The sequence below is a fragment of the Pseudomonas sp. J452 genome (assembly GCF_024666525.1).
Lineage (GTDB): Bacteria > Pseudomonadota > Gammaproteobacteria > Pseudomonadales > Pseudomonadaceae > Aquipseudomonas.
The window spans coordinates 574,670-601,232 of the sequence record NZ_CP088294.1 but is presented as its reverse complement, the minus strand read 5'-3'; the positions used below and the strand labels follow the sequence as shown (position 1 = coordinate 601,232).

Genomic DNA, 26,563 nt, shown 5'->3' with positions numbered 1-26,563 from the left:
GGCCGCTGTCGGCGATGGATTCAGAAGTGCCGTTCGCGCCCGGCAAACAGGTCGCGTAAATTGCTACGGTGGCGCCAGACGATCAGCCCGGTCAGCACGCACATCGGCAGCAGGGCTGCCGGTTGTTGCCAGGCCAGCAATGGCAAGGTCAGTGGCGTGGCGATCAGTGAGGCGAGCGAGCTGGTTCGGGTGAGGATGAAGGTCAATGCCCAGGTGGCAAGGGCCAGCAGGGCCGCCGGCGGATACAGGCCGAGCAGCATGCCGGCAGCCGTGGCCACGCCTTTGCCGCCCTTGAAGCGGAAGTACAGTGGATAAAGGTGGCCAATCACGGCAGCCAGACCGATCCAGGCTTGTTGCTGGATATTCAACCCTAGCAGACTGGCGATCAGTACCGGCAACAGGCCTTTGCACAGGTCGCCGAGCAGGGTGATGATGGCCAGCTTCTTGCCCGCCACCCTGAGCATATTGGTCGCTCCGGGATTGCCCGAGCCACTGACGCGAGGATCCGGCCCACCACTCAGGCGGCTGAGCAGGATGGCGAAGGACAGCGAGCCGAGCAGGTAGGCGAGCAGTACCAACAGCCAGAACATGGTATCCATTCCGGGGCGAGTGAGCCCCGATTCTAGCGGCGGGACGCACTCCTTGTCGTGCTGTGGAGTTAAGTGCTTGGACAAAGTCTTTATCGAAGGTCTGGAAGTCGACACCCTGATCGGTGCCTACGACTGGGAGCGCGGCATTCGCCAGTGCCTGCGGCTGGACCTGACCTTCGCCTGGGATATCCGCCCGGCCGCAGCCGGCGATGACCTGAGCAAGGCACTCGACTATGCGGCGGTGAACCAGCATGTGCAGGCGTTCGCCAGCGCCGCCCGCTTCGAGCTGGTGGAGACCTTTGCCGAGCACCTGGCTGCCAGCCTGCTGCGCGAGTTCGGCATGCCCTGGCTGCGCCTCAAGGTGACCAAGCCCGGCGCCAACCCGGCGGCCCGGGCAGTGGGTGTGGAAATCGAGCGCAGCCAGCCATGAGCCGGATCTTGCTGGGCCTGGGCAGCAATATCGAGCGCGAGGCGCACCTGTGTGCCGGGCTCGACGCGCTGGCCGGGTTTGTCCACGACCTGCAGTGCTCGCCGGTATTCGAGAGTGCGCCGGTGGGGATCAAGAGCGGGCCGTTCTTCAATCTGGTGGTCAGTGCGCGCACCGACCTGCCGCTGACCGAGCTGGATCGCCGGCTGAAGTTTATCGAGGCCGACAATGGCCGCTATGCGCCCAATCGCAAGGGCCTGCCGCTGGATATCGATGTGCTGCTGTACGACGAGCTGGTCGGCAATTTCGATGGGCTGATCCTGCCGCGCGCGGAAATCCTCAAGAATGCCTTCGTGCTCTGGCCGTTGGCGCTGCTGGTGCCGGAAAGCCGGCATCCGCTGACCGGCAGCTCATTCGCCGAGCTCTGGGCGGCAGCGCAGATCGACCAGCAGCTGCGTCCGGTGGCGTTCCGCTGGGGCGAGCTGGAACTAACCCCGGCACAGCTGTTACAGGACTATCCGGCACCCGTGTAGGAGCGAGCTTGCTCGCGATCAAGACAACCCCAAAGCATCGCGAGCAAGCTCGCTCCTACAGGGGGTGGGTGCTTGCCTTGTAGGCCTTGAGCGCTTTCAGCCGCTCGCGCTTGAGTGCCTCGCCCAGTTCCGCACCCTGAATTCCCTGCTCCAGCAGCGGTTGCACTGCCACCGCACGGGCGGCCTGCATGGCGCCGTGCAGGTAGGCGGCTTGTGGGTAGTCGCGGTCCTCGAAACCGAGACGGCCGCGGGCATCCATCTCGCAGGCGGCGAGAAATTCCTCGAAACGCTGCGGGCGGCGGTAGACGTCGAAGCTCTGCAGCAAGCCGAGCAGGGTCTCCGCACGCAGCTCCAGGGCGCGGTGGCCGTGGGTGTGGTATTCGCCGACCAACAGCGCCAGCTCGGCGCAGTCCCGCGGTACCTTGCAGCGCGTGTTCACCGCCTTGATCAGCTTCAGGCCACGTGTTTCGTGGGCGATATGCCGCGGCCATTCGGCTGGCGGCGTGGTGCCCTTGCCCAGGTCATGCAGCAGGCAGGCCCAGCGCACGCTCAGCGGCTGCTGATGGCGGGCACACTGCTGCAACACCATCAAGTTATGGATGCCGGTGTCGATTTCCGGGTGATGGGTGGCGGTTTGCGGTACGCCGAACAGGGCGTCGACTTCCGGCAGCAACTCGGCCAGGGCGGCGCAGTCGCGCAGCACCTGAATGAACACTTCGGGGCACGGTTCCAGCAGGGCGCGGGAGATTTCCTTCCAGCTGCGCTCGGCCGTGAGTGCCTTGAGCTCACCGGATTCGGCCAGTTGGCGCATCAGGGCCAGGGTTTCCGGGGCGACGACAAAGCCCAGCGGTGCATAGCGCGCGGCGAAGCGTGCCACCCGCAGCACGCGCAGCGGGTCCTCGGCGAAGGCGGGGGAGACATGCCGCAGCACCCGCGCGGCGAGGTCGTGCTGGCCGCCATAGGGGTCGATCACCTGGCCGTGGTCGTCCTCGGCCATGGCGTTGACGGTCAGGTCGCGGCGGATCAGGTCGTCTTCCAGGGTCACGTCCGGGCTGGCGTAGAAGGTGAAGCCGCCGTAACCCTGGCCGGATTTGCGCTCGGTGCGGGCCAGCGCATATTCCTCGCTGCTCTGCGGGTGGAGGAACACTGGGAAGTCGTCGCCCACCGGCCGATAGCCCTGGTCGAGCATGCTCTGCGCATCGGCGCCGACCACCACCCAGTCGATATCGGTGATGGGCCGGCCGAGCAGGCGATCACGCACCGCGCCGCCGACTTTATAGATCTGCATGGAATCACTCCTCCGTTGCCGCGGAGGATAAGCGAAAAAGCCCGTACCTGCTGCCTGCCGGTACGGGCTTGCGTGCTCGAGCTGGGGCTCAGATCGGCGGAATCACCAGATCCAGGCGCGGGTACTCGTTGTCGGCATCCTGCTCGTTGCGCGGCGGTACATGCTGCATGCCGACCACCTGTTCGCCCTGGCGGACTTCCAGGTGGATGTCGAAGCCCCACAGGCGGTGCAGGTGCTTGAGCACTTCGCCGGTGGACTCGCCTAGCGGTTTGCGGTCGTGCTGCTGGTGGCGCAGGGTCAGCGAGCGATCGCCGCGGCGGTCGACGCTCCAGATCTGCACATTGGGTTCGCGGTTGCCCAGGTTGTACTGGGCGGCCAGGGTCTCGCGGATGATGCGATAACCCGGCTCGTCGTGGATGGCCGGCACCAGCATGTCGTCCTGCTGGTCGTCGTCCATCACGCTGAACAGCTTGAGGTCGCGGATCACCTTGGGTGAGAGGAACTGCAGGATGAAGCTCTCGTCCTTGAAGTTGGCCATGGCGAACTTGAGGGTCGATAGCCAGTCACTGCCGGCAATGTCGGGGAACCAGTGGCGATCTTCTTCGGTGGGGTGTTCGCAGATACGGCGGATATCGCAGTAGATGGCGAAGCCCAGGGTGTAGGGATTGATACCGCTGTAATAGGGGCTGTCGAAGCCGGGCTGGTAGATCACGCTGGTGTGCGACTGGAGGAACTCCATCATGAAGCCATCGGTCACCAGGCCTTCGTCGTACAGGTCGTTCATCAGGGTGTAGTGCCAGAAGGTCGCCCAGCCTTCGTTCATCACCTGGGTCTGGCGCTGCGGGTAGAAGTACTGGGCGATCTTGCGCACGATGCGGATCACCTCGCGCTGCCAGGGCTCCAGCAGCGGCGCGTGCTTTTCGAGGAAGTACAGGATGTTTTCCTGCGGCTCGGCCGGCCAGCGCTTGTTGTCCTGGTCGTGGCCTTTGCTGGCGCCCTTGGGGATGGTGCGCCAGAGGTCGTTGATCTGCTTCTGCAGGTGCTCCTCGCGGTCCTTCTGCCGGCGGCGTTCCTCTTCGGCGGAGATCGGGTAGGGCCGCTTGTAGCGGTCGACCCCGTAGTTCATCAGGGCGTGGCAGGAGTCGAGCAGGTCTTCCACCGCGTCGATGCCGTGGCGCTCCTCGCACTGCATGATGTACTGCTTGGCGAACACCAGGTAATCGATGATCGAGCTGGCGTCGGTCCAGGTGCGGAACAGGTAGTTGCCCTTGAAGAAGCTGTTGTGGCCGTAGCAGGCGTGGGCGATCACCAGCGCCTGCATGCACATGGTGTTCTCTTCCATCAGGTAGGCGATGCACGGATCGGAGTTGATCACGATCTCGTAGGCCAGGCCCATCTGCCCGCGGCTGTAGCCCTTCTCGGTGGCGAGGAAGTGCTTGCCGTAGGACCAGTGGTGATAACCCAGCGGCATGCCGACGGAGGCGTAGGCATCCATCATCTGCTCGGCGGTGATCACCTCGATCTGGTTGGGGTAGGTATCCAGTGCATAGCGCTCGGCGATGCGGGCTATCTCGCGGTCGTACTGGCGCACCAGTTCGAAAGTCCATTCCGAGCCGATGGAGATCGGCTGGCGTTTTTTCTCGGATGTGGTCATCGCGGTTCCCCTCAGGTCACCAGGCGGCGCTGGAACAGTTCACGGAACACCGGGTAGATGTCGGCGGACGAGACCAGCTGCTGCTGGGCGAAGGTGTCGGCAAAACTCTCACCGACCTGTTCATACTCGAACCACAGCGCCTGGTGTTCGCGCGGGGTGATCTCGACGTAGGTGAAGTACTGCACGAACGGCATGATCTGGTTGATCAGGATATCGCGGCAGATCGGCGAATCGTCATTCCAGTTGTCGCCGTCCGACGCCTGGGCGGCGTAGATGTTCCACTCGTTGATCGGGTAACGCGCGGCCATGATCTCCTGCATCATTTTCAGCGCGCTGGAGACGATGGTGCCGCCGGTTTCCCGCGAGTAGAAGAACTCTTCCTCGTCGACCTCTTTGGCGCTGGTGTGGTGGCGGATGAACACCACCTCGATCTTGTCGTAGTTCCGCTTGAGGAACAGGTACAGGAGGATGAAGAAGCGCTTGGCGATGTCCTTGGTGGCCTGGGTCATTGAGCCGGACACATCCATCAGGCAGAACATCACCGCCTTGGAGCTGGGATTGGGCTGCTTGGTCAGCAGGTTGTACTTGAGGTCGAAGGTGTCGAGAAACGGTACGCGGTTGATGCGCACGCGCAGCTTGCTGATTTCCTCTTCCAGCGCCTGGATGTCACTGAAGTTGTCCGGCTCTTCCAGCTTCAGGCGCTCCAGCTCGGCCAGAGCCTGCTTGAGTTTGGCGCGGCTGCTGCCGGACAGGGCGATGCGCCGCGCATGGGCCGAGCGCAGGGTGCGCACGATATTGATGCGTGACGGGTTGCCTTCGTTGCTGATGCCGGCGCGCACGGTCTTGAAAGTGTCGCTGCCGGTCAGGTGACGTTTGACCAGGTTGGGCAGCTCCAGGTCCTCGAACATGAAGTCGAGGAATTCCTCCTGGGTGATCTGGAAGACGAACTCGTCCATGCCTTCGCCGGAGTTGCTCGCCTTGCCGGCACCACGACCGCCACCACCGCCGGAGGGGCGGGGGATATGGTCGCCACCGCTGAACTGCTTGTTGCCGGGGTGCACGGTGGTCTGCTTGCCGCCGCGGCCATGGTGCAGCACCGGCTCGTCGATATCGCGGCCGGGAATGCTGATCTGTTCGCCGTGCTCCATGTCGGTGATGGAGCGCCGGCTGACGGCCTCCTCCACGGCCTTCTTGATGTGGTCACGGTAACGCCGCAGGAAGCGCTGGCGGTTCACCGTGCTCTTGTTCTTGCCATTCAGGCGCCGGTCTATCACATAGCTCATGACATCTCCTTAGAACCTGCCATAGCCTGCTGCGCGTCTTGCTCTAGCTCGCGAGGCTATGCGCCGGTTCGTTGCACGCGCGCCCAGCGGACACGCGGCGACCAGCGCGGCAGCGACTGCCGCGCCGGCAACGGGTTACTGCGACTTGCGAACCCGCAGATACCACTCGGACAGCAGGCGCACCTGCTTCTCGGTGTAGCCACGTTCGACCATTCGGGTGACAAAGTCGTTGTGCTTCTGTTGATCCTCCTTGCTCGCCTTGGCGTTGAAACTGATGACCGGCAGCAGATCCTCGGTGTTGGAGAACATCTTCTTCTCGATCACCACGCGCAGCTTTTCGTAGCTGAGCCAGGTCGGGTTCTTGCCGTTGTTGTTGGCACGGGCGCGCAGCACGAAGTTGACGATCTCGTTGCGGAAATCCTTCGGGTTGCTGATTCCGGCCGGCTTCTCGATCTTCTCCAGCTCCTCGTTGAGGGCCACGCGGTTGAGGATCTCGCCGGTTTCCGGGTCGCGGTATTCCTGGTCCTGGATCCAGAAGTCGGCGTACAGCACGTAGCGGTCGAAGATGTTCTGTCCGTACTCGCTGTAGGACTCCAGGTAGGCGGTCTGGATCTCCTTGCCGATGAACTCGATGTAGCGCGGCGCCAGGTATTCCTTGATGAAGCGCAGGTAACGCTCGCGTACTTCGGCGGGGAACTGTTCCTGCTCGATCTGCTGCTCCAGCACATACAGCAGGTGCACCGGGTTGGCGGCGATCTCGTGCGGGTCGAAGTTGAATACCTTGGACAGGATCTTGAAGGCGAAGCGGGTCGACAGACCGTTCATGCCTTCATCCACGCCCGCCGTGTCGCGGTACTCCTGGATCGACTTGGCCTTGGGATCGGTGTCCTTGAGGTTCTCGCCGTCGTAGACGCGCATCTTCGAATAGATGTTGGAGTTTTCCGGCTCCTTCAGGCGGCTCAGCACCGAGAACTGGGCGAGCATCTTCAGGGTGTCCGGGGCGCAGTGGGCCTTGGCCAGCGAGCTGTTGAACAGCAGCTTGTCGTAGATTTTCACCTCGTCGGTGACGCGCAGGCAGTACGGCACCTTGACGATGTAGATGCGGTCGATGAACGCCTCGTTGTTCTTGTTGTTGCGGAAGCTGTGCCACTCGGATTCGTTGGAGTGGGCTAGCAGGATGCCGCTGTAGGGAATCGCGCCGAGGCCTTCGGTGCTGTTGTAGTTGCCTTCCTGGGTGGCGGTGAGCAAGGGGTGCAGGACCTTGATCGGCGCCTTGAACATCTCGACGAACTCCATCAGGCCCTGGTTGGCCCGGCACAGGGCGCCCGAGTAGCTGTAGGCGTCGGCGTCGTTCTGCGGGAATTCCTCCAGCTTGCGGATATCCACCTTGCCGACCAGCGCGGAGATGTCCTGGTTGTTCTCGTCGCCCGGTTCGGTCTTGGCCACGGCAATCTGATTGAGAATCGAGGGGTACAGCTTGACCACGCGGAACTGGCTGATATCGCCACCGAACTCGGTCAGGCGCTTGGTTGCCCAGGGTGAAATGATGCTGTTGAGGTAGCGCCGCGGGATGCCGTAGTCCTCTTCGAGGATGGCGCCGTCTTCACTGGCATTGAACAACCCCAGCGGCGACTCGAATACCGGCGAGCCCTTGATCGCGTAGAAGGGCACTTTTTCCATCAGCTGCTTGAGCTTCTCTGCCAGCGACGACTTGCCGCCGCCGACCGGGCCGAGCAGGTAGAGGATCTGTTTCTTCTCTTCCAGGCCCTGAGCGGCATGGCGGAAGTAGGAGACGATCTGGTCGATGCACTCTTCCATGCCGTGGAAGTCGGCAAAGGCCGGGTAGCGACGGATCACCTTGTTGGAAAAGATGCGCGACAGCCGAGAGTTGCTCGAAGTATCGATCAGCTCCGGCTCGCCGATAGCCATCAGCAGACGCTCGGATGCCGTGGCGTAGGCGCTGCGATCCGCTTTGCACAGTTCGAGGTATTCCTGAAGGGAATATTCCTCCTGGCGGGTCGATTCGAAGCGTTGCTGGAAGTGGCTGAATATACTCATAACTGCACCTCGCTCGCTGCATGGAGCCGGCAAGGGTCATTCGGGCGGGTGCAGAGGAGGTCGACGCGTCGGCCGTTAGAAACCCCCAGAACACCAAAAAACGCTACCGATGGCCCGGAACCGGTGTGCCGGCTCTCCCTTTTGGATGGCCTCGACTTAAGAGTAGTTCGGATTCGGCAGGCGCAAGGATGGCGTAAGGGTGACAGGATATTGCCGCTCGTCGGCAAAGCCCTGGGGAGCAGGCGCGGCGCGGGGTTGCGCCACGCAGAAAAAATTTACTCGCTGGTGCCTTGCGCGACTTCAGCAGGGTACTGACTGCGCCACAGCTCGAAACCGCCATCCAGGCTGTAGACCTCGGCGAAACCCTGGTGCGCTAGGTAGGCCGCCGCGTTCTGGCTGGAGTTGCCGTGGTAGCAGGTGACGATCAGCGGCTGGTCGAAGTCGGCCTTGGCGATGAAGTCGGCCAGCGAGTGGTTGTCCAGATGGTGAGAGCCACTGATATGGCCGTTGGCGAAGCTCTGCGGGTCGCGGATATCGACCACTACGGCGCCTTGTTCGCGCAGGGTCTGGGCTTGTTCTGGCGGGATGCGTTTGAATTCGCTCATGGGGTGTTCTCCGGGCAGTCGCAGCGGTGGCGTTCGCCACTGTCGATATTCATCAGGGTCATGGCTCCGCCCCACACGCAGCCGCTGTCCAGGGCGCTGAGGCCGGGTTCGTCGCACTGGCCTTCCAGCGCCGCCCAGTGGCCGAAAATGATCTTGCGCCCGCGGCTCTTGCGCTGCGGGTAGCTGAACCAGGGGGCGTAACCGGGTGGGGCGGTACCGACGCCTTCCTTGCTCTTCAGGTCGAGGGTGCCGTCGGACTTGCAGAAACGCATGCGCGTGAAGTAGTTGGTGATCACCCGCAGGCGGGTGATGCCATGCAGATCCTTGTCCCACTTGGCCGGTTCGTTGCCGTACATGCCGTCGAGGAACAGCGGCAGGCGGGCATCGTCGCGCAGGGCCTCTTCGACTTCGGCGGCGCGGCTCAGGGCCTTTTCCACGGTCCACTGCGGCGGAATACCGGCATGTACCAGGGCGATGTCGCGCTTGGCGTCATGGTGCATGAGCTTCTGCTGGCGCAGCCAGTCGAGCAGGTCCTGGCGATCTGGCGCGTCGAGGATTTCCTGCAGGGTGTCGTTCTTCTTCAGGCGCTCGATGTTGTGCGCCACGGCCAGCAGATGCAGGTCATGGTTGCCCAGCACGCAGACCAGCGAGTCGCGCATGGCGTAGAGGAACCGCAGGGTTTCCAGCGACTGCGGGCCGCGGTTGACCAGGTCGCCGACCAGCCACAGGCGATCCTTGCTCGGCTCGAAGGCGACCCGTTCGAGCAGACACTTGAGCGGTTGCAGGCAGCCCTGCAGGTCACCGACGGCGTAGGTTGCCATCAGTGCAGGGCCCCGGGCATGGCCAGGCGGAAGGGGGCGATGGTGGCATCGAAGCGTTTGCCGTCGTCGGCGAGCATCTGGTAACTGCCCTGCATGTTGCCGACCTTGGTCGCCATTACCGTGCCGCTGCTGTAGGTGTGGCTCTCGCCTGGCTGCAGGTGCGGCTGCTGGCCAACCACGCCGGCGCCACGCACTTCCTGCACGCGGCCATCGCCGTCGGTGATGATCCAGTGGCGGCTGAGCAGCTTGGCTGCGGCCTGACCGTTGTTGCTGATGGTCACCGTGTAGGCGAAGGCGTAGCGGTTCTGCTCCGGACTGGATTGCTCCGGCAGGTAGCGGGTGGCGACGCTGACGTCGACCTGGTAGCGCGGATCGGACATGAATGGTAACTCGACAAGCTGAAAATGCAGTTTAGTCCTGCGCCTGGACCTTGGGTTGCGCGGCGAGCTGATCGGCCAGGCGCACGAAGGCGGCCAGGTCGAGTTGCTCCGGGCGCAGGCTGCCATCGACGCCGGCGGCTTCGATCTCGGCGCTGCTGAGCAGACCCTTGAGTGTGTTGCGCAGGGTCTTGCGGCGCTGGTTGAAGGCTTCGCGCACCACGCGCTCGAGCAGCCGGTGATCCTTGGCCGGGAAGGGCAGCACGTCGTGCGGCACCAGGCGGACGATGGCCGAGTCGACCTTGGGCGGCGGATTGAACGCGCCGGGGCCGACATTGAATAGGTGCTCCACGCGGCAGTGGTACTGCACCATGATCGACAGGCGGCCCCAGTCACCACCGCCCGGCTCGGCGGCCAGGCGTTCGACCACTTCCTTCTGCAGCATGAAGTGCATGTCGCGGATCAGTGGGGCGTTATCCAGCAGATGGAAGATCAGCGGCGTGGAGATGTTGTAGGGCAGGTTGCCGACCACGCGCAGGCTGTGCGGTGCGGCTTCGAGGCGGTTGAAATCGAACTTCAGCGCGTCGCCTTGGTTCAGGCGGAAGTTGCTTAGATGGCCGAATTTGCTCTGCAGGATCGGGATCAGGTCGAGGTCGAGTTCGATCACGTCGAGCTGGCCGCCGCTGCTCAGCAGGCCTTCGGTCAGGGCGCCCTGGCCTGGACCGATCTCCAGCAGGCGCTCGCCTTCGCGGGCGTGGATGGCGCGCAGGATGCGGTGGATCACCCCGGCGTCATGCAGGAAGTTCTGGCCAAAACGCTTGCGCGCGCGGTGTTGGTATTCGGACATCGGGACAGCTCCAGGCTTCAAGCCGCACGCTCAAAGCGCATGCAAAGAGCGGCAGTTTAACAGCATTGCCGGGGCAGGCCGTAGGCAAGCCGGGCTGCCTGCTCGGCTCAGCTCCTGCTAGTGGCCATCATGTAGGCGGTTTCCAGCGCCACCTGCAGGCTGCCGCTGTCGATCTGGCCGCTGCCGGCCAGATCGAGGGCGGTGCCGTGGTCGACCGAGGTGCGGATGATCGGCAGACCCAGGGTGACGTTGACCGCTGCGCCAAAGCCCTTGTACTTGAGTACCGGAAGGCCCTGGTCGTGGTACATGGCCAGCACCGCGTCGCAGTGGTCGAGGTGCTTGGGGGTGAACAGGGTGTCGGCCGGCAGCGGGCCGATCAGATTCAGGCCTTCGCCGCGCAGCCGTTCGAGGGTCGGTTCGATCACCTCGATTTCCTCACGGCCCAGATGGCCGCCTTCGCCAGCGTGGGGGTTGAGTCCGCAGACCAGGATGCGTGGCTGGGCGATGCCGAATTTATCTACCAGGTCGGCATGCAGGATGCGCGCGACCCGCGCGAGGCGCTCGGCGGTGATGGCGGCGGCGACATCCTTAAGCGGCAGGTGGGTGGTCACCAGGGCTACGCGCAGGCCGCGGGTGGCGAGCATCATCACCACTTGTTCGGTGTGGGTCAGCTCGGCGAGGAATTCGGTATGCCCGGAGAAGGCGATGCCCGCTTCGTTGATCACACCCTTGTGTACTGGCGCGGTGATCATCCCGGCGAAGTCGCCATCCAGGCAGCCCTGGCCGGCGCGGGTCAGGGTCTGCAGTACATAGGCGGCGTTGCTGGCGTCGAGCTGACCGGGCTTAACCTTGGCTTGCAGTGGGGTATCCCAGACATACAGGCTGCCGGCCGGTGCAGGCTGGCTCGGCCAGTGGCCAGGTGCTGCGCTCAGCAGTTCGATCTGCAGGCCCAGCAAGGCTGCCCGTTCGCTCAGCAGTTCACGGCTGGCGATGGCGACCAGGGGTTGGGGCTGGGCGGCGCGGGCCAGCAGCAGGCACAGATCCGGGCCAATGCCGGCAGGCTCACCAGGGGTCAGGGCGAAAAGTTGGGCGCTGGTCATTGGCAGGCTCTCTTCTGGGTGGTGTTGGTCGTGGTGACGCAAGCCAACACTCTACGCTGAAAGGTAGTGGCGAAAAAAGCCCGGCAGTGCCGGGCTTGGGAATTACAGCAAGCCCGATCAGAGCTTGATTTCGACGTAGGCCTCGTCGCGGATCTGGCGTAGCCAGGCCTGCAGCTCTTCGTCGTACTTGCGATTGCGCAGGGCGTTCATCGCCTGCTGCTCGCGGAACTTCTCGCTGTTGTCGGTGGCGCGGCGGCCGAGCACTTCCAGGACGTGCCAGCCGTATTGGCTCTTGAACGGCTTGGACAGCTCGCCGCTGGAGGTCTTGGCCATCACGTCGCGGAACTCGGGTACCAAGGTGCTGGGGTCAATCCAATTGAGGTCGCCACCATTCAGCGCGGAACCTGGATCCTCGGAGTAGCTTTTCGCCAGCTCGGCAAAATCCTCACCGGAAACGATCCGCTCATACAGGCGCTCGGCCAGGCGGCGGGTTTCGGTTTCGCTGCGAATCTCGTTGGGCTTGATCAGGATGTGGCGCACATGCACCTCATCACTGACCACGCTGCTGCCGCCGCGTTTTTCCAACAGCTTGATGATCATGAAACCGTTGGGTGTGCGAATCGGCTCGGTGATCTCACCAGGCGCCAGCGCGCTGATCAGCCCATCCAGTGGCGGTGGCAGCTGGCCCGCCTTGCGCCAGCCAATCTCGCCGCCTTCCAGGGCGTTTTCACTGGCAGAGTGGCTGATGGCCGACTGGGCGAAGTCGGCACCGCTACGCAGTTGGTCATAGACTTCGCTGACCTTGCGCGCTGCCGCCTGGATGGCTTCCGGCGAGGCGCCCTCAGGTAGCGGGATCAGGATATTAGCCAGGTGGAACTCTTCCGATAGCTGCATCTTGCCCAAGTCGGAGGCGAGGAAGTTCTTCACTTCCTGGTCGGTAACCTGGATGCGTTCGCCGACACGGCGCTGACGTACGCGGCTGATAACCATCTCGCGACGAATCTGCTCGCGCGCATCATTGAAGGACAAGCCATCACGATTGAGAGCGGCGCTGAACTGCTCGAGGGTCAGGTTATTGCGCTGGGCAATACTGGCCATCGCCTGGTTCAGTTCTTCGTCGGTGATGCGGATGCCGGAGCGGTCGCCGATCTGCAATTGCAGGTTTTCGACGATCAGACGTTCGAGTACCTGCTGGTTGAGCACATCGGCCGGTGGCAACTGCGCGCCACGTTTGGCGATGGTTTGTTGCACCTCGCGGGCACGGGTGTCCAGCTGGCTTTGCATGATCACATCGTTATCGACGATGGCGACCACGCGGTTGAGGGACTGAACCTCGGCCTGTACTGCAGAACCGAGAAAAGCGGCGCCCAGCAGCAGCGGGCGCAGGCAATCAGAAAGCTTGATCTTCACGTTGACGATAACCCTGGATACCTTGGTCGAGGAAACTTTCCGCTTTGTTACCTACCACGCCACCGAGCCCTTTCAGGACGATCTGCAGGAAGATACCGCGGTCGGCTTGATCATTCTGGCTCGGGTTCAGACTGTATTCGTCGTAGTCGACCCAGTAACGGTTGATCAGGCGCAGTTTCCAGCAGCAGTTGTCGTATTCGAAACCACCGAAGGCTTCGAGAGTACGGTTCTGGTTGTAGTCATGTTGCCAGCGAGCAATGGCGCTCCACTGCGGCACGACTGGCCAGATGACCGAGAAGTCGTGTTGGTCGACCTTGTAGTAGTCCTTGATGTAGTTAGCGCTTCCGGGTGTGCCGAAGTCGCCCCCGCCTACTACCCAGTTACCGGTGGACTGGTCGTAACGCACGGCGTCGTTGCGGTAGCGATAGCCGACGTTGACCACCTTGTTCGGGTTGGCTTCCGGCTGATAGTGGAACATCGCGCTGCCCGAGCGGGTGCTGCTGCTATCCGGATCCCAGTTGAAGTCGGACGAGAAGCGCCAGTCGCGGTTGAAGCGGTACAGATATTCCAGTGCGTACGGCGAGACATTGGCTTGCGCATCGTCACGGGTGCTGTAGTCGATGCCTGGCAGCTGCACTTCGCGGTCGGCAAAGTAGATGGCCTGACCAATGCTGAAGCGCTGCCGTTCGAAGCCGTTCGACTCGATCCAACGGTTGGTCACGCCCAGCGACAATTTGTTCTCGTCACCGATGCGATCCTTGCCGGTAAAGCGGTTTTCGCGGAACAGCGAGGCGTAGTTGAAGGTCGATTCGCCGGTGTCGAATACCGGGATATCGGTCTGGTCTTCCTCGGGGACATAGAGGTAGAACAGGCGTGGCTCCAGGGTCTGGCGGTAGTTGGTGCCGAACAGCGAGGTATTGCGGTCGAAGTACAGGCCGCTGTCCAGGCTGAACAGGCCAACGCCACGGTTCTGGCTGCTGCTGAATTCCTGATCGGCGAGCAGGGTGTTTTCGCCTTGCTGATCCAGATCCAGATCGTAATTGGTCTGCAGGTACTTGATGGTCGGCTTGACGTAGCCCCAGGTCCAGTTCAGCGGCAGGCTGACGCCTGGCTCCAGGTGGACGCGGTCGCCATTGGCGCGGGCCAGGCCCTTGATCCGGGTGTCGTACCAGGGCTCCAGGTTGCCATCTTCATCGCTGAAGTTGCCGCTGCGCAGGTCGCGATCGAAGCGTACGAACTCGGTCTGGTAGGCGAAGTTCAGGCCACCCGGCTGGAAGGGCAGGGCACCGTCGAAAGTGATCTGCGGCAGGCGGTCGTATGGCGTGATGTCGGTGACCGTCGCCAGCTCGTAGGCATGCGCATTGAGGCGGGCGGTAAAGCTGTCGCCACGGTAGGTCAGTGCGCCTTGCTGGTTGACGAAGGTGCTGCGGCTGACCTCCAGGTCGCTGTCGAGATCCTGGAAGTAGTACGGATCGCTGATGTCGGTGTAGTCGACTTCCGCCAGCAGGCGCGAGTCGAGGCCGCCCTTGTGCTGCCAGTTGTACATCCAGCGCTGGTCTTCGTACTCGGACTGCAGCTTGCGCTCGTCTTCCTGGTCATCCAGCCAGGCGCCGCCGACCTGGCCTTCGCTGCTCTTGGTCAGGTAGCGCCCTTCACCTTCCAGCAACAAGCCGCGGTTGCTCATGTAGGTGGGGTACAGGGTCGCGTCGTAGTTCGGCGCCAGGTTGAAGTAGTACGGGGTGGCCAGCAGGAAACCGGTGTCGTCCGACGAGCCAATGCTCGGGGCGAGGAAGCCGGACTGGCGGCGATCGTCGATCGGGAAATAGATGTAGGGGGTGTAGAACACCGGAATGTCCTTCACCCGCAACGTCACGTTGGTCGCGGTGCCGAAACCGGTGGCCGGGTTCAGCTTGATGTTGTTGCCCTTGAGGTTCCAGGCGTTGCTGCCCGGTTCGCAGCGGGTGTAGGTACCATCCTTGAGGCGGATGATCGCGCTGTCTTCGCGCTTGGCGTACAGCGCGCTGCCGCGCACGTGGCCTTTGTGCAGCACGTACTCGGCGTTCTCGACCTTGGCTTCGCCGTTGTCCAACTGGATCTCGGCGCGGTCGCCGACCACCAGGGTGCCCTGGTCACGCAGGCGCACGTTGCCAACCAGTTCGCCGCGGTTCTCGGTCTGATGCAGGTTGGCCTCGTCGGCCTCGATCTGCATGCCGGACTGGCGGATCACCACGTCACCGGCGAGGGTGGCGGTCTGGGTTTCCTGGGCGTAGCGCGAGGCCTTGGCGGAGACGAACATCGGCGCCTCGTCCATTGGCGTGTCGTCGCTCATGCCCGGGCGCAGGGGTTCGACATAGGAACCGGCGCAGTAAGGGCCGACTTCGGCCAGCTGGGCGGCGGACAGCTTGTCGCGCGGCACCCAGTCGAGATGGCTGTAGTCCGCGCTGCGACTGCTCAGGCCTTTGCCCTCGCTTTCAGTAACCAGTACGGTCTGCGCTTGCTCGCCAGCGCTTTCGCCGTCGGCAGACTTCGCGGAGCCGGAGACCGCACTGACCGCAGTCGCGGTATGCTGCGGGCGCGGCAACTGGGCGCTGCTGTCGGCTTTCGGCGTACAGGCCCAGCCACCGGAGGTGGAGGCCTGGCAGTCGAACTGCTCGGCGGCAATAACCAAAGGAGTGGCTACTGGCTGCATGGCCAGCAGGCTGCCGGTGACCAGCAGTGGGAATTTTTTACGGAACACGGGGATTTTTACTGCCATCTTGTTAGTCCGGGCTTCCTGCGCGCCTTCGACCCGCGGGGGCCGCACGCCTCTCGATGGGCGAAAAAAGATGCTGGATAATAAAGCATGACCCGCGCAACGGCTAGCGCCGTCGGAGACCCTTGTAATGCCTGATCAAGATGTACGCTTCCAGCTGCTGCAGGGCTGGCTGGAGCAGTGTTTGCCCGCGTTGTTCGCTGCCGAAGGCTGGGGCCCTGTGCCCGCTGCCGAGCTCACTCCGGCCAGCAGCGATGCCAGTTTTCGCCGTTATTTCCGCTGGCAGGGGGCCGGGCGCACGCTGATCGTCATGGATGCGCCGCCACCGCAGGAAGACTGCCGGCCCTTCGTCAAGGTGGCCGGCATGCTCGCCGCGGCTGGCGTGCACGTGCCGCGCATCCTCGCCGCCGATGTCGAGCGCGGCTTCCTCTTGCTCGATGACCTCGGCCGGCAGACCTGGCTGGAAGTGCTCAATGCGGACAATGCCGATGCACTGTTCGAGCAGGCCCTGCAGGCGCTGGTGACATTCCAGAAACTGCCGGTCGACGGCCAGCTGCCGCCCTATGACGACGCCTTGCTGCGCCGTGAGCTGCAGCTGTTCCCCGACTGGTATCTGCAGCGTCACCTGGGCGTCGAGCTGAATGCCGCGCAACAGGCGCAGTGGCTGCAGGTGTGCGATCTGCTGGTCGACAGCGCCCTGGCTCAGCCGCGGGTGCTGGTGCATCGCGACTACATGCCGCGCAACCTGATGCTCAGTGAGCCCAACCCGGGCGTGCTGGACTTCCAGGATGCGGTGCATGGCCCGGTCAGCTACGACGTGACCAGCTTGTTCAAGGATGCCTTCCTCAGCTGGCCGGAAGAGCGCGTGCTGACCTGGCTGCAGCGCTACTGGCAACTGGCGGGCGAGGCCGGCATCGAACTGCCGGTGGACTTCGCTGCGTTCCACCGCGCCAGCGACCTGATGGGCGTGCAGCGTCACCTCAAGGTCATTGGCATCTTCGCGCGCATCTGCCACCGCGACGGCAAGCCCAAGTACCTGGGCGATGTGCCGCGCTTCTTCACTTATATAGAAGCGGTGCTGGCGCGCCGTCCCGAACTGGCGGTACTCGGCGAGCTGCTCGCCAGCCTGCCGCAGCGGGAGAGCCAACCGGCATGAAGGCGATGATCCTGGCTGCCGGCAAGGGCGAGCGCCTGCGTCCGCTGACCCTGCACACCCCCAAGCCGCTGGTACGCGCCGGCGGTGTACCGCTGATCGAGTTCCATGTGCGTGCCCTGGCGGCGGCCGGTTTTCGTGAGCTGGTGATCAACCACGCCTGGCTGGGCCAGCAGATCGAGGACTACCTGGGCGACGGCGCGCGTTTCGGCCTGAGCATCCGCTACTCCGCCGAAGGCGAGCCGCTGGAAACCGGCGGCGGTATCTTCCGCGCCCTGCCGCTGCTGGGTGACGCGCCGTTTCTGGTGGTTAATGGCGATATCTGGTGCGACTTTGACTTCGCCCAGGTGCGCCGGCCGCTGGCGGGGCTGGCCCATCTGCTGCTGGTGGATAACCCGGCTCATCACCCGTCCGGCGACTTCCACTTGCAGGATGGCCGCGTCAGCGATGCCGTCGCCGGCCAGCCGAGCCTGACCTACAGCGGGATTGCCGTGCTGCATCCACAACTGTTTGCCGGTTGCCAGCCCGGTGCATTCAAGCTGGCGCCGCTGCTGCGTCGGGCGATGGCGGATGGCCAGGTAGCGGGCGAGCACTTCCACGGGCGCTGGGTGGATGTAGGCACCCACGAGCGCCTGGCCGAGGTCGAGCAGCTGTTGGCGGCGGGGCACTGATATGTTCTGGCCGGTAACCGTGCTCGGGGTGCTGGCCGGCTGGGCGCTGGCCAGCATTCCGGGCGCCTTGCTTGGTGGCCTGCTCGGCCAGGTGCTCGATCGGCGCCTCAAACTGCACTCCTGGGCCAGCCTGCGTGCCCTGTTCTGGCCGCCGCGGCTGGATGACGATGAGCTGCTGTTCATGCTCCTCGGGCGTCTGGCCAAGTGCGGTGGTCGCGTGCTGCAGGTGCATATCCACGCGGCAAGGCAGGAGATGCAGCGTCTGCGCCTAGGCGAGACGGCGCGGCAGCGGGCGATGGAGGCTTTCGGCCGTGGCAAGCTGATGACGGACAGCTTCGAGGAGCATCTGCAGGGTTTGCGGCGGCGTCCCGAGCGGGCCGAAGTGCTGCTGCGCAGTTGCTGGCGCATGGCCTGGGCCGATGGCCGGGTCAGCGAGCAGGAGTATGAGCTGATCCAGCAATGGGGCAGTTGGTTGGGCTGGGCGCGTGACGACCTGAATGCCCTGGCCGACGAATATGAGCCGAGCCGGCGGGTGGCCGACCCGGTTCCCGGCGACTACCAGGCGGCCTTGCGTCTGCTCGGGGTAAAGAACAGCAGTGAGCCCGCGGCGATCAAGCGCGCCTACCGCAAGCTGCTTAGCCAGCATCACCCGGACAAGCTGGCTGGCGGCGGTGCCAGCTCCGCACAGATTCGCGCGGCCACCGAGCGCACCAGCGAGCTGCATCAGGCCTATGAGCTGATTCGCTCGCGTCGTGGTTTTCGCTAACGGCTCAGACTTATTTCTTCGCCGGCAACGCCTTGTCCAGCCAGCCCCGAATACGGCGGTACAGCTGTTCCTGTTCCGCACTCGGGTTACCCGGCAGGGCTTTCAGCGCTACCTGGGTATAGGCCTTGTGCTGCAGGCGCTTGCTCGCATGCAGACGGCGGGTGGCGGCGCTGCGGTCGCTGCTCTGGTCCTTGTAGAAGAAGTCGCCAGTGGGCAGTTGCAGCTCCGGCAGCAGTTCTTCCAAGGGTGGCGTCATTCCCTCCGGCAAGGCCGGTGCGGCCACCAGCAGGTGTTGCACCAGCGGCGGCTTCTGCTCGGCGATGAAGCGGGCGGCCCAGTAGGCACCGTCGCCATGGCCAAGCAGCACGATGGCTTTCGCCTGCTGCTGTTCGGCAAAGGCGATGGCCGCCTGGATGCGGGCGAAGATGCGCGGCGCCGGGTCAACAACCGGGATTGGTGCTGTGGCGCTGCTGTCCGGGGTGGCCGGCTGCGTAGAGTCATCTGCCGCCGCATCTGCGCTGGCGCTATCCGCGGCCTCCTGGTTATCCGTTGCGGCGGCATCCGCCGGCGCGCTGGGCGGCGTGGCGGTGTCGACTGTCACTGGCGCCACCGCCGGCGCGAGCTGTGGCAGATCCGGCAGGGTCAGGCTGAGGCTGCTCCAGCCGGCATCCGGCAGCTTGCTGCGCAACGGGCCGATGGCCTGCGGCCAGTCTGCACTCTCCCCGCTGGCGGGAACCAGAATCACCACGCCAGTCGGCTCGCCGACATTGGCGGGTTTCCACAGTGCCAGGAAGGTCTCGTCGCCTGCCTTCAGCTGTTGTTGCTCGTCTTGCGGCAGTTGGCGTTCGAGGCCGCTGGCCGCTTCGACGCTGCGCTCTTCCAGGGGCGCTCGCTCGGTCGCCGGGGCATCGGCGGGTGGCGTTGCAGCGTCTGCCGCCGGTGCCGTTTCTTCAGCGGCTGGCGCTGTTGTCGCCGGGGCTTCTTCGGCCAGCGCGGGATTGGCGAGGAGCGCGCTAAGGCCAATAGAGGCAGCGATAAGTGTCGGGCGCAGGAGGTTGGGCATCACAGACATCTGCATGGCGGCTGATTCCAGCAGACTAAGCGCTCGCCCGCGATTTGTCAGGTGTGGCTTGCCTGGCAGCCGTGGCTCCGGAGTAAGGTATGGCGATGAAAATCCGACTGACAGGCGATTGATGTGCAGATAAGGCAAGTGCTGTTTGGCGGGTTGCTGGTGTTGCTCTCACCCTGGTTGTGGGCGGCAGCGGCTGGCAACGGCTTGGCGCTGGATGAGAGTCAGCGTGCCTGGCTGGCCGAGCACCCACGCCTGCGCGTCGGCGTGGTGCTGCAGGCGCCCTATGCCGAGTTCACCCGGCGCCAGCAGCAACTGAGTGGCTTGAATGTCGAGCTGTTCGAGGCGCTGGGCAAGAGCCTGCCGGTGCAGTTCAGCTGGCGTGGCTACCCCGATCAGCAGGCGCTGGAGGAGGCCCTGCGCGCCGGCAAGGTCGATCTCGCTCCTGGCCTCAGCCAGACCCCGGCGGGGCTGCGCCAGTGGCTGTATTCCGACCCCTACCTGCGCATTCCGCATCTGCTGGTGGGCGAGCGCCTGGGCACCGTGGCTATCGAGCTGGAGCAGCTCGGCGCCACGGATGTGATCGCCACGCGCATGCCCAGCAGCGTGGCCGACTACCTGCGCAGCAACTATTTCAACCTCAAGCTGCTAGCGCAGCCGTCTGATCGCCAGGCGCTGCAGGCAGTGCTGGAACAGCAGGCGCGCTTCGCTGTGGTCGATCAGGCGCAGCTCAGCCGACTGAGTCAGGAAAGCGAGTTCGCCACCCTGCAGGTGGTTGGCGATGTCGGCCTGCCGCAACTGCTGCGCATCGGCACCCGGCGCGACTGGCCGCAACTGGCGACGATCATCGATGAGGCCCTGCGTGCCCTGCCGGCGCAGACCCTGGAGCAGTTGCAGAGCCGCTGGCTGACCGCGCAGAAGCCGGGCATCAAAGACTCGCCGCGCTTCTGGCGCAACCTCAGCTTGCTGCTCGGCACCCTGCTGCTGGTCAGCCTGGCCCTGCTGGCCGTGTTGCGTCGCCAGCGGTCGCGTCTGGAGCATCGCCTGCTCGACGCGCGCCAGGCCCTGGCCTTGCGCGAAGCGGCGGAGGAGGCCTTGCGCCTGACCCAGTTCTCCATCGACCACAGCACAGTGGGCATCCTCTGGGTCAACTGGGACAGCCACATCCGCTACGCCAACCGTGCGGTGGCGCAGATGCTCGGTTACCGCAGCGAGGCGCTGGTCGAGCGGCCGCTGGAACTGATCGAACCGCAGCTGAGCATGGACCGCTGGCTCAACCTGTGGCGCCGGGTGCGCTCGCGTGACGAGGCCGCGCTGAGCTTCGAGAGCAACTGCCTGCGCGCCGACGGCAGTCTGATGCCGGCGGATGTATCGCTGAGTTTCCTGCGTTTTCGCGACGCCGAGTACCTGGTGGTGTACATCACCGATGTCACCGAGCGCCGCCGCGCCCACGCCGCCCTGGAGGAAAGCGAGGCGCGCCTGAAGGGCATCGCCAGCAACGTGCCGGGCCTGGTGTTTCGCCTGGAGCGCCCGCTGCCTGGCGCGCCGGTGGACTTTGCCTATATCAGCGAGGGTAGCGAGCAGTTGGTTGGCTATCCGCCGGCGCAGATCAAGGCGGCCGATTTCGGCATTCGCAGCCTGGTCCACCCGGACGATCGGGCTCTCTATCACGCCACCCAGGACTCGGCCATCGCGGCGGCCAGTGACTGGCAGTGGCAGGGGCGCATCCTCACCCGTGATGGTCGCCAGCGCTGGGCCGACATCAAGGCCCGCGCCCGCCGCCTGGAAGGCGAGCACGTGGTGTGGGACGGCATGGTCTGGGACATCAGCGAGAACAAGCAGATCGAGCTGCAACTGGCCGAATCGCGTGCCCAGCTGCGCGACCTGTCGGCGCACCTGGAGAGTGTGCGTGAGGAGGAGAAGGCGCGCATCGCCCGCGAGGTGCACGACGAGCTGGGCCAGGTGCTCACCGTGCTCAAGCTGGAAACCTCGATGTGCGAGCTGGCCTACGGCGAGCTGGACGGCGGCCTGCGCGAGCGTCTGGAGAGCATGAAGAAGCTGATCGCCAACCTGTTCCAGCTGGTGCGTGACGTGGCCACCGCGCTGCGCCCGCCGATCCTCGACGCCGGCATCGCCTCGGCCATCGAATGGCAGGCGCGGCGTTTCGAGGCGCGCAGCCAGATCCCCTGCCTGGTCGAGGTGCCTGAGCAGCAGTTGCCGGCACTCTCCGACGCCAAGGCAATCGGTCTGTTCCGCGTGCTGCAGGAGGCGCTGACCAACGTGCTGCGCCATGCCCAGGCGCATACTGTGGCCGTTCGCCTGAGCGTGGAGGGCGACCAGCTGTGCCTGAGCGTCAGCGACGATGGCCAGGGTTTCGACCCGCAGGCGGCGCGCGCGCAATCGTTTGGCCTGGTCGGCATGCGCGAGCGGGTGCTGATGCTCGGCGGTACGCTGCAGATCGACAGCCAGCCGGGCGAGGGCGTGACCCTCAGCGTGCGGGTGGCACTGGATGAACAAGAGGAAGTCGCGTGATTCGAGTACTGGTAGCCGAAGACCACACCATCGTCCGCGAGGGCATCAAGCAGCTGATCGGCCTGGCCAAGGACCTGCAGGTGGTCGGTGAGGCCTGCAACGGCGAACAGCTGCTGGAAACCCTGCGCCACACGCCCTGCGAAGTGGTGCTGCTGGATATCTCCATGCCTGGGGTCAACGGCCTGGAGGCGATTCCGCGGATTCGTGCGCTGAGCAACCCGCCGGCGGTACTGGTGCTGTCCATGCACGACGAGGCGCAGATGGCCGCCCGCGCGCTGAAGATCGGTGCGGCCGGCTATGCGACCAAGGACAGCGACCCGGCGCTGCTGCTCACCGCCATCCGCAAGGTCGCCGCGGGTGGGCGCTACATCGGCCCAGACCTGGCCGACCGCATGGTCTTCGAGGTCGGCCTGACCGATTCGCGGCCGCCCCATGCGCAGCTGTCCGAGCGCGAGTTCTCGGTGTTCGAGCGCCTGGTGCAGGGCGAGGGGGTCAACGAGATCGCCCTGCACCTGTCGATCAGCAGCAAGACCGTCAGCACCCACAAGGCGCGCCTGATGCAGAAGCTCGGCAGCCACTCGGTGGCCGACCTGGTGAAGTACGCGATGGAGCACAAGCTGGTTTGAGAGGCACATCGCCTGTGTAGGTCCCGATGCGGAGCGCTTTGCCCCCCTCTCCCGTTTACGGGAGAGGGTTGGGGAGAGGGTACGTTGGCCATTTCCCTCTCCCCCAGCCCCTCTCCCACAAGTGGGAGAGGGGAGTTTCCGAGGTCCAGTACAGGTTCTGGGGTAGTTCGACGCTCCGCCCATTGCAGTTGCCCCTTGTAGGGCGATCCCTACATCGCGCTTTCCTCTAGCCTTATAGCAATCAGTCATACCGCCCGATTTGCGCGGCGCCCCCGCCTCTCTAGTCTGTAGCCATGGCAGACAAGAACACGGGTGTGGTGATGGCCGAGAATGCTTCCAACGATGTACTGGTCAGTTTTCGTGGCGTGCAGAAGAGCTACGACGGCGAGAACCTGATCGTCAAAGACCTCAACCTGGATATTCGCAAAGGCGAATTCCTCACCCTGCTCGGGCCGTCCGGCTCGGGCAAGACCACCAGCCTGATGATGCTGGCCGGCTTCGAGACGCCCACCGCCGGCGAGATCCTGCTGGGTGGCCGGGCGATCAACAACGTGCCGCCGCACAAGCGCGACATCGGCATGGTGTTCCAGAACTACGCCCTGTTCCCGCACATGACGGTGGCCGAAAACCTGGCCTTCCCGCTGACCGTGCGCGGCATGAACAAGACCGACTGCAGCGAGCGGGTCAAGCGCGCGCTGTCGATGGTGCAGCTCGACAAGTTCCGCAACCGCTACCCGGCGCAGCTCTCCGGCGGCCAGCAGCAGCGCGTGGCGCTGGCCCGCGCGCTGGTGTTCGAGCCGCAGCTGGTGCTGATGGACGAACCGCTCGGTGCGCTGGACAAGCAGCTGCGCGAGCACATGCAGATGGAGATCAAACACATCCACCAGCGTCTGGGCGTGACCGTGGTCTACGTGACCCACGACCAGGGCGAGGCGCTGACCATGTCCGACCGGGTGGCGGTGTTCCACCAGGGCGAGATCCAGCAGATCGCCCCGCCGCGTGACCTCTACGAGGCGCCGAAGAACACCTTCGTGGCCAACTTCATCGGCGAGAACAACCGCATCAGCGGCCAGCTGCTCAGCCGCGACGGCGAGCGCTGCGTGGTCGGTCTGGCGCGTGGCGAGAAGATCGAGGCGCTGGCGGTCAACGTCGGCGGCCCGGGTGAGCCGGTGACCCTGTCGATCCGCCCCGAGCGCGTGCGCCTCAACGGTGCCAGCGAGCAGTGCGCCAACCGTTTTTCCGGGCGGGTGGTGGAGTTCATCTACCTGGGCGACCACGTGCGCATCCGCATGGAGGTGTGTGGCAAGCCCGACTTCTTCGTCAAACAGCCGATTGCCGAGCTCGATCCCGCCATGGGCGTGGGCGATGTGGTGCCGCTTGGCTGGCATGTGGAACACGTTCGCGCGCTCGATCCGCTGATGGCGGAATGAGTGCTGTAGCGCAATAACCAACCCTGCACAGTGGAGACAACAACAATGAGCAATATCCGCAGCATCTTCCGCCACAGCGCTCTGGCCCTCGGCCTGCTCGGCGCAGCCCAGGCGATGGCCGCCGACCTGACAGTGATTTCCTTCGGTGGCGCCAACAAGGAGGCACAGACCAAGGCCTTCTACCAGCCATGGGAAGCGGCCGGCAAAGGCAAGGTGATCGCCGGCGAATACAACGGCGAGATGGCCAAGGTCAAAGCCATGGTCGACACCAACAGCGTGTCGTGGAACCTGGTGGAAGTGGAGTCGCCGGAACTGGCGCGCGGCTGTGACGAAGGCCTGTTCGAGGAACTCGACCCAGCCCTGTTCGGCGATGCCGCCAACTACATCGACGGCGCCGTGCAGCCCTGCGGTGTGGGCTTCTTCGTGTGGTCCACGGTGCTCGCCTACAACGCCGACAAACTCGCCGCCGCCCCGACCGGCTGGGCCGATTTCTGGGACGTGAGCAAGTTCCCGGGTAAGCGCGGCCTGCGCAAGGGCGCCAAGTACACCCTGGAATTCGCCCTGATGGCCGACGGCGTGGCGCCGAAAGATGTCTACAGCGTGCTCGCCACCCAGGAAGGCCAGGATCGCGCCTTCAAGAAACTCGACCAGATCAAGCCGCACATCCAGTGGTGGGAAGCCGGCGCCCAGCCGCCGCAGTTCCTCGTCTCCGGTGACGTGGTCATGAGCTCCGCCTACAACGGCCGCATCGCCGCCGTGCAGAAGGAGAGCAACCTGAAGGTGGTGTGGAACGGTGGTGTCTACGACTTCGACTCCTGGGCCATCCCGAAGGGTGCCAAGGATCTCGACGCGGCCAAGGCCTTCGCTGCCTTCAGCGTGCAGCCGGAGCAGCAGAAGGTCTACTCGTCGAACATCGCCTATGGCCCGGCCAACAAGAATGCCGTTGAGCTGCTCGACAAGACCCTGCTGGTCGACATGCCGACCACCCCGGAAAACATCGCCAACCAGGTGGCCATGAACGTGACCTTCTGGGCTGACTACGGCGAGCAGTTGGAACAGCGCTTCAACGCCTGGGCTGCCAAGTAAGTCAGGCACTACCTGCAATACCCCTCTCCTGCGGGAGAGGGTCTGGGATGAGGCGGGCGCCTGGGGCGCCGCCCCATCTCTTTTTTCCGCCGCCCTGTGCGGCCAGATTTAGCGGAGCTAGCAATGGCCGAAACCGTCGCCCTCACCGAATTCGCCGGCCTCACGTTGAAGCAGAAGCTGGCGCGTGCCGAGCGGATCAACCGCCTCAAGGCGCAGGGCCTGATCCTGCCACTGCTGGTGTTCCTCGTAGTGGTGTTCATCCTGCCGATCGGCATCCTGCTCTACAAAAGCGTGGGGAACCCGGAGGTGGTGCGCAGCCTGCCGCGTACCGTGGAGGCGATTGCCGCCTGGGATGGCCGTGGCCTGCCGGAAGAGGCCGCCTACAAGGCCTTCAGCCTGGACCTGGCCGAGGCGCGCAAGAACCAGACCATTGGCGACCTGTCCAAGCGCCTGAACATGGAGCTGGCCGGCTACCGCAGCCTGATGGCCAAGACCGGCCGCGCGCTGCCGTTCAAGCAGGAGCCGGCCTCGTACAAGGATGCCCTGGAAGCCCTCGACGAGCGCTGGGGCGACCCGGCCTACTGGCAGGTGATCCGCCGCAACGACAGTGCCTTTACCTCTTATTACCTGCTGGCGGCCCTCGATCACCGCATCGACGACCTCGGCGAACTGGCCCCGGCCACCCCGGATCAGGCCATCTACCTGGATATCTTCGCCCGTACCTTCTGGATGAGCCTGGTGATCACCGCCATCTGCCTGATACTGGCCTACCCGCTGGCTTACCTGCTGGCCAACCTGCCGACCCGTACCAGCAACCTGCTGATGATCCTGGTGCTGCTGCCGTTCTGGACCTCAATCCTGGTGCGGGTGGCGGCGTGGATCGTGCTGCTGCAGTCGGGCGGCCTGATCAACAGTGCGCTGATGGCCATGGGCATCATCGATGCGCCGCTGCAGCTGGTGTTCAACCGCACCGGGGTCTACGTGGCGATGGTGCACATCATGCTGCCGTTCATGATTCTGCCGATCTTCAGCGTGATGAAGGGCATTTCACCGACCTACATGCGCGCCGCCATCTCGCTGGGCTGCCACCCCTTCGCCAGCTTCTGGCGGGTGTACTTCCCGCAGACCCTGGCCGGCGTCGGCGCCGGTTGCCTGCTGGTGTTCATCCTGTCGATTGGCTACTACATCACCCCGGCGCTGCTGGGCAGCCCGAGCGACCAGATGATCAGCTACTTCGTCGCCTTCTATACCAACACCACCATCAACTGGGGCATGGCCACGGCCCTCGGCGGCCTGCTGTTGCTGGCCACCATGCTGCTCTACGTGGTGTACAGCTGGCTGGTAGGCGCGAGCCGCCTGCGACTTGGATAAACAGGCCTGCGTAGCAGGCCGGCTGATGACCCTCGCCCCTCCGGGGGAGACGACTGCAAGGATGCAGGAGATAGGGCGACGCAGGATGCCAAAGCCGAGGGTGCCCGCAGGGCG

23 protein-coding genes are annotated in these 26,563 nt (G+C 64.3%); 10 read left to right on the top strand and 13 right to left on the bottom strand.

The features are described 5' to 3' along the window. Positions 1-20 precede the first annotated feature (20 nt). Positions 21-590: a glycerol-3-phosphate 1-O-acyltransferase PlsY gene (gene plsY / locus LRS11_RS02820; RefSeq protein WP_260495415.1), complete on the bottom strand. Its 570-nt coding sequence runs from the start codon at positions 588-590 to the stop codon at positions 21-23. Between the two features lie 76 nt (positions 591-666). Here plsY and folB point away from each other — a divergent pair, with 76 nt between their 5' ends. Both folB and folK read left to right on the top strand, forming a co-directional pair. Beyond that, the gene (gene folB / locus LRS11_RS02815) at positions 667-1,020 is read left to right on the top strand and encodes a dihydroneopterin aldolase (RefSeq protein ID WP_260495414.1); all 354 of its coding nucleotides are present in this window, start codon (positions 667-669) and stop codon (positions 1,018-1,020) included. Next, positions 1,017-1,550 carry a 2-amino-4-hydroxy-6-hydroxymethyldihydropteridine diphosphokinase gene (gene folK / locus LRS11_RS02810; protein WP_260495413.1) on the top strand — a complete coding sequence of 178 codons (534 nt, stop codon included), beginning with the start codon at positions 1,017-1,019 and terminating at the stop codon, positions 1,548-1,550. Before folB ends, folK begins: the two co-directional genes overlap by 4 nt. A 55-nt stretch (positions 1,551-1,605) precedes the next feature. On the opposite strand, the gene LRS11_RS02805 is transcribed toward folK, so the two are convergent. The 11 genes from LRS11_RS02805 to LRS11_RS02755 all read right to left on the bottom strand — a co-directional run bounded on the left by LRS11_RS02805 (position 1,606) and on the right by LRS11_RS02755 (position 15,748). Next, entirely contained in the window at positions 1,606-2,838 is a 1,233-nt protein-coding gene (locus LRS11_RS02805) for a multifunctional CCA addition/repair protein (protein ID WP_260495412.1), read from the bottom strand. A gap of 88 nt (positions 2,839-2,926) precedes the next feature. Then, positions 2,927-4,492, bottom strand: coding sequence for a SpoVR family protein (locus LRS11_RS02800; RefSeq protein ID WP_260495411.1), 1,566 nt, complete (start codon positions 4,490-4,492; stop codon positions 2,927-2,929). A gap of 11 nt (positions 4,493-4,503) precedes the next feature. Further along, a complete protein-coding gene (locus LRS11_RS02795) occupies positions 4,504-5,775 on the bottom strand; it encodes a YeaH/YhbH family protein (protein WP_260495410.1) in 1,272 nt (423 codons plus the stop codon). Between the two features lie 135 nt (positions 5,776-5,910). Continuing rightward, a complete protein-coding gene (locus LRS11_RS02790; RefSeq protein WP_260495409.1) occupies positions 5,911-7,833 on the bottom strand; it encodes a PrkA family serine protein kinase in 1,923 nt (640 codons plus the stop codon). Positions 7,834-8,108: 275 nt separating this feature from the next. Further along, on the bottom strand, positions 8,109-8,438 hold the full coding sequence (gene glpE, locus LRS11_RS02785; RefSeq protein WP_260495408.1) for a thiosulfate sulfurtransferase GlpE: 330 nt from the start codon (positions 8,436-8,438) through the stop codon (positions 8,109-8,111). After that, complete coding sequence (locus tag LRS11_RS02780; protein ID WP_260495407.1) at positions 8,435-9,259, bottom strand: symmetrical bis(5'-nucleosyl)-tetraphosphatase; 825 nt, start codon at positions 9,257-9,259, stop codon at positions 8,435-8,437. The genes glpE and LRS11_RS02780 overlap by 4 nt, the downstream gene beginning before the upstream one ends. After that, on the bottom strand, positions 9,259-9,639 hold the full coding sequence (apaG, locus tag LRS11_RS02775) for a Co2+/Mg2+ efflux protein ApaG (protein ID WP_260495406.1): 381 nt from the start codon (positions 9,637-9,639) through the stop codon (positions 9,259-9,261). Before apaG ends, LRS11_RS02780 begins: the two co-directional genes overlap by 1 nt. Positions 9,640-9,670: 31 nt before the next feature. Continuing rightward, complete coding sequence (rsmA, locus tag LRS11_RS02770) at positions 9,671-10,483, bottom strand: 16S rRNA (adenine(1518)-N(6)/adenine(1519)-N(6))-dimethyltransferase RsmA (RefSeq protein ID WP_260495405.1); 813 nt, start codon at positions 10,481-10,483, stop codon at positions 9,671-9,673. A gap of 107 nt (positions 10,484-10,590) precedes the next feature. Beyond that, positions 10,591-11,583, bottom strand: a complete 993-nt coding sequence (gene pdxA, locus LRS11_RS02765; RefSeq protein WP_260495404.1) for a 4-hydroxythreonine-4-phosphate dehydrogenase PdxA — start codon at positions 11,581-11,583, stop codon at positions 10,591-10,593. A 117-nt stretch (positions 11,584-11,700) separates the two neighbouring features. Continuing rightward, positions 11,701-12,993, bottom strand: coding sequence for a peptidylprolyl isomerase (locus LRS11_RS02760; protein ID WP_260495403.1), 1,293 nt, complete (start codon positions 12,991-12,993; stop codon positions 11,701-11,703). Beyond that, the gene (locus LRS11_RS02755; protein ID WP_260495402.1) at positions 12,974-15,748 is read right to left on the bottom strand and encodes an LPS-assembly protein LptD; all 2,775 of its coding nucleotides are present in this window, start codon (positions 15,746-15,748) and stop codon (positions 12,974-12,976) included. Before LRS11_RS02755 ends, LRS11_RS02760 begins: the two co-directional genes overlap by 20 nt. Before the next feature lie 127 nt (positions 15,749-15,875). On the opposite strand from LRS11_RS02755, the gene LRS11_RS02750 reads away from it, so the two are divergent. From LRS11_RS02750 to LRS11_RS02740, 3 genes are read left to right on the top strand one after another with little or no spacing between them, the layout of a single operon-like run. Continuing rightward, the gene (locus tag LRS11_RS02750; RefSeq protein ID WP_260495401.1) at positions 15,876-16,901 is read left to right on the top strand and encodes an aminoglycoside phosphotransferase family protein; all 1,026 of its coding nucleotides are present in this window, start codon (positions 15,876-15,878) and stop codon (positions 16,899-16,901) included. Next, positions 16,898-17,569 carry an N-acetylmuramate alpha-1-phosphate uridylyltransferase MurU gene (gene murU / locus LRS11_RS02745; protein WP_260495400.1) on the top strand — a complete coding sequence of 224 codons (672 nt, stop codon included), beginning with the start codon at positions 16,898-16,900 and terminating at the stop codon, positions 17,567-17,569. Before LRS11_RS02750 ends, murU begins: the two co-directional genes overlap by 4 nt. Before the next feature lies 1 nt (position 17,570). After that, positions 17,571-18,335, top strand: coding sequence for a TerB family tellurite resistance protein (locus tag LRS11_RS02740; protein ID WP_260495399.1), 765 nt, complete (start codon positions 17,571-17,573; stop codon positions 18,333-18,335). A 10-nt stretch (positions 18,336-18,345) separates the two neighbouring features. Here LRS11_RS02740 and LRS11_RS02735 read toward each other — a convergent pair whose 3' ends face one another. Beyond that, entirely contained in the window at positions 18,346-19,398 is a 1,053-nt protein-coding gene (locus LRS11_RS02735; RefSeq protein WP_260495398.1) for an alpha/beta hydrolase family protein, read from the bottom strand. A 168-nt stretch (positions 19,399-19,566) separates the two neighbouring features. Here LRS11_RS02735 and LRS11_RS02730 point away from each other — a divergent pair, with 168 nt between their 5' ends. The 5 genes from LRS11_RS02730 (at position 19,567) to LRS11_RS02710 (ending at position 26,449) form a co-directional block, all read left to right on the top strand. After that, positions 19,567-21,936 (top strand): PAS domain S-box protein, encoded by a 2,370-nt coding sequence (locus LRS11_RS02730; protein ID WP_409519799.1) that lies wholly within the window; start codon positions 19,567-19,569, stop codon positions 21,934-21,936. Further along, a complete protein-coding gene (locus LRS11_RS02725; protein WP_260495397.1) occupies positions 21,933-22,562 on the top strand; it encodes a response regulator transcription factor in 630 nt (209 codons plus the stop codon). The genes LRS11_RS02730 and LRS11_RS02725 overlap by 4 nt, the downstream gene beginning before the upstream one ends. A 320-nt stretch (positions 22,563-22,882) precedes the next feature. Then, entirely contained in the window at positions 22,883-23,992 is a 1,110-nt protein-coding gene (locus LRS11_RS02720; RefSeq protein ID WP_260496849.1) for an ABC transporter ATP-binding protein, read from the top strand. A gap of 45 nt (positions 23,993-24,037) precedes the next feature. Further along, positions 24,038-25,078 (top strand): ABC transporter substrate-binding protein, encoded by a 1,041-nt coding sequence (locus LRS11_RS02715; RefSeq protein ID WP_260495396.1) that lies wholly within the window; start codon positions 24,038-24,040, stop codon positions 25,076-25,078. A 123-nt stretch (positions 25,079-25,201) separates the two neighbouring features. Next, positions 25,202-26,449 carry an ABC transporter permease gene (locus LRS11_RS02710; protein ID WP_260495395.1) on the top strand — a complete coding sequence of 416 codons (1,248 nt, stop codon included), beginning with the start codon at positions 25,202-25,204 and terminating at the stop codon, positions 26,447-26,449. The last annotated feature ends 114 nt before the right edge of the window (positions 26,450-26,563 follow it).